The following is a 2,757-nucleotide window of genomic DNA, read 5'->3' as shown; positions in this document are numbered from 1 at the left end:
GGGGGGGGTTACATACCCATACCGAAACCTCTGCTTCTGGTGATTTGCTTGAGTAGGTCTTTCCCCTCTTCCATAGCTTTTGATATGTTTGGGAAATGATGCCTTAAAGCCTCCAGTTGTTCGGAATTGAACAAGTCTTTCATCTTACCAAGTTCTTTTTTCAATTCCTTGGTTTCGGTCTTTAGTTCTTGGTTCTCCGTCCTTAATCGGTTACTGGTTGTCCTTGCGTTGTCCATTTGTTGTCTATAATACTCCTTGTCATTCTCGGCTTTGAATGCCTTTGTGCCGTTTTGCTCTTTTTCAAGTATAGCCTTTCCCAGTCTATCGGATAGCTGTTCATTTTCCCCCTCTAAAGCCTTTACTTTGGCTTTTAAGGCATCCTTTTCCCTATCGTTGACTGTTTTTCCAATCAAGCCGTAAAACTTCTCTGAAGCCTTAGAAATGAGTTTTTGGACGTTCTTCTTTGTTTCAATGGAACGTAGTTCTTTCTGAAGCTGAAGAAGCTGGTTTTGTACGTCCTTGTGTTTGTCTAATGCACTGGATATATCGTTTGATAGTTCCTGAAGCTGTTCTTTCGCACATTCGGTCTTGTACTGCATAGCCGATAAGTGTTTGCGGTCAGAAGAAACGCCACGTTCCATGCCCAGTGTTTCAGATGCTATGGTTTGGAGTTCTGCCATGTCATCACGCGATAAACGCACACTTTTCCCATTCGGCTGCGTCCAATCGAAAACTACATGGGCATGAAGGTTAGGTGTCCATTGCTTTGCGTTCATGTATCCTTCGTCCTTGTGTATATGGATTTGAAATGCTTCGATACCGAAACGTTCTTTGCAGACCGTGGCAAACTGCTGGAGTTCCTGCATGGTGGTTTCTTGTTTGATTACTATTACTCCCTCTCGTATGGGTGCGGCTTTAGCCTGCATCTTCTGCCCAACCGTATCGAGATATCTTTGTTTCGCACTTTCCAGCCGATGGGAGATGCTATCTCCAACCCAGCTTTCATTCAAATGACTAAGTTCGGGACGAACATAGTCCAACTCTTTTTCCCTAAAGTTGTGAATCTCACTCCCCGGCTTCACTGCTTGTACATGAATACTTGTTGCTCCCATAAGTTAACATTTTTGTGACAATCGATAACAGCCGGTGACAGCCGGCTGACAGGGGGTTAAGGGGGCTTGTCCCCTTACACACGCACCCTTTAGGGTGCTAGTGTGCTATCACCATACTGCATAGGTGCGAAGTTAGCAAATGTTCTGTAAATGCACAAATAAAGGGGAAAACATTTGGATTTGCGACAATAAAGTACTACCTTTGTTGCTGACCAAACGGTAGCCGACCGATACGGGAGAGTTACCAAAATACAAGCCGCTGGAGTTAATTGACGGACATCCGACATCTCCAGCGGCTTTATTTTTGCCTATCTGCTTCGTCTAGGCATACCAGTACCTCTACTAAAAATGTACTTCAAAGATACTTATTTTCTACCGACTTGATAGTTTTTACCCCATATTCTTGGACATTTTTCCCCCATGAGGTTATCTTTGTAGGGTGAAAGAGAAACCCATAAACGGGGATAGATTGAATGCTGGGAAGCATAAACAATCGGGGTAAGGTTAGCGAACCTTGCCTTTCATCCCCCATTATAACTTTACATAGAGGAACTTTATCTATCCCCCCCCGCCCCCAAAGGGGGAGCGACCAAACGGCAGCTTCACTCAATGGAGTGTTACTGTTCATCAAAGCCAAGTGATAATTGTCGTTTCTCTGCTTCTTCTTTCTTTTGGGCAGCTAAAGTCTTTTTCCGAACGTATGTTTTAGCAAATGTCACTCGGTCACCATTGAATACTATCAGAGGATTAATAAACCAAAGATTATCGGCTGGTCCTCGGGCTATGATTTCAGCTTTTACAAGTTCTGCAAGTCCTTTATAAACGGCTTTGTCTGTTTTGTATTTGGTATATTCTAGGCATTTTTTTCTATTGAAGATGATTAAATCATTTTTGGGTTTCATGCAGGTCATAAAGTAACCAAAAACCCGAATAGCTGCTTGTGATAGGTCAAAGAATGCAGCAAAGTTAGAAAGATACAATTTAGTGAATTGTTCTTCATCTACTTCTATTTGACGGATAAACGAAGTCTTAAACACTTCTCCAGTTTCAGTGTCGGCTAAAGCTACTACGGCTCTCTTATCGCCACCACTATTACTCTTATACTTTTTAACAACATGATTTTCAATACCTTCTATAGCTTGTTTCATAAAAGGATTTTCTTCGTTCTTTTGAAAATCGGTTAACTTAACTGCTTTTTTATTTTCCATTTTGATGTGTTTTTGGGAAATATTATTCTCCACAAAGTAAACTATTATTTTCCATAAAAACAATATTAAGGGAAATATTATTTTCCTGTTTAGTATTATATTAGGAAATCAGTATTTTCTAGATTGGAAAATGAGAATTTCCAATATGGAAAATGCCCTATATTGTGTATCAAGTACTTAACTTATTCTATTTCTTCTATTCTTAATATACCCCCAAAACAGCACAAAATCAGTCACTTAAAAATCATCGGTCGGGGAGCGCCCAGCGGCAAGGGGCGGGACCACCCGTCCCGACGAGCGCCACACCATAAACTTTTTTTAGAATAAGCACACAACCGTTTTCCGAACCCTGCAAAATTTCTTCCGAATCCGAACGACGTAACACTCCATTGAGAGAGGCTGCCGTTTGGTCGCTCCCCCTTTGGGGGCGGGGGGGG

The 2,757-nt window shown here is 41.7% G+C and carries 2 protein-coding genes and 1 pseudogene; all 3 read right to left on the bottom strand.

Features of this window, described 5'->3' with window-relative positions:
• Positions 1 to 8 precede the first annotated feature (8 nt).
• Positions 9 to 1,112 (bottom strand): plasmid recombination protein, encoded by a 1,104-nt coding sequence (locus tag DWZ47_RS30090; protein ID WP_007219893.1) that lies wholly within the window; start codon positions 1,110 to 1,112, stop codon positions 9 to 11.
• Positions 1,113 to 1,729: 617 nt separating this feature from the next.
• Positions 1,730 to 2,320, bottom strand: a complete 591-nt coding sequence (locus DWZ47_RS30075; protein WP_004295513.1) for a replication/maintenance protein RepL — start codon at positions 2,318 to 2,320, stop codon at positions 1,730 to 1,732.
• Positions 2,321 to 2,564: 244 nt separating this feature from the next.
• Positions 2,565 to 2,757 (bottom strand): annotated as a pseudogene (locus tag DWZ47_RS30545) (hypothetical protein); the annotation flags it as partial.

The organism is Bacteroides sp. AF32-8BH, from assembly GCF_003435205.1.
In the GTDB taxonomy this organism is placed as follows: Bacteria; Bacteroidota; Bacteroidia; order Bacteroidales; family Bacteroidaceae; genus Bacteroides; species Bacteroides ovatus.
This window is presented reverse-complemented; position numbering and strand designations above follow the sequence as displayed.

Excerpts from the sequence above, each read along its gene's own strand:
- DWZ47_RS30090 (WP_007219893.1), bottom strand. The coding sequence starts at position 1,112 with ATGGGAGCAACAAGTATTCATGTACAAGCAGTGAAGCCGGGGAGTGAG.
- DWZ47_RS30075 (WP_004295513.1), bottom strand. The coding sequence starts at position 2,320 with ATGGAAAATAAAAAAGCAGTTAAGTTAACCGATTTTCAAAAGAACGAA.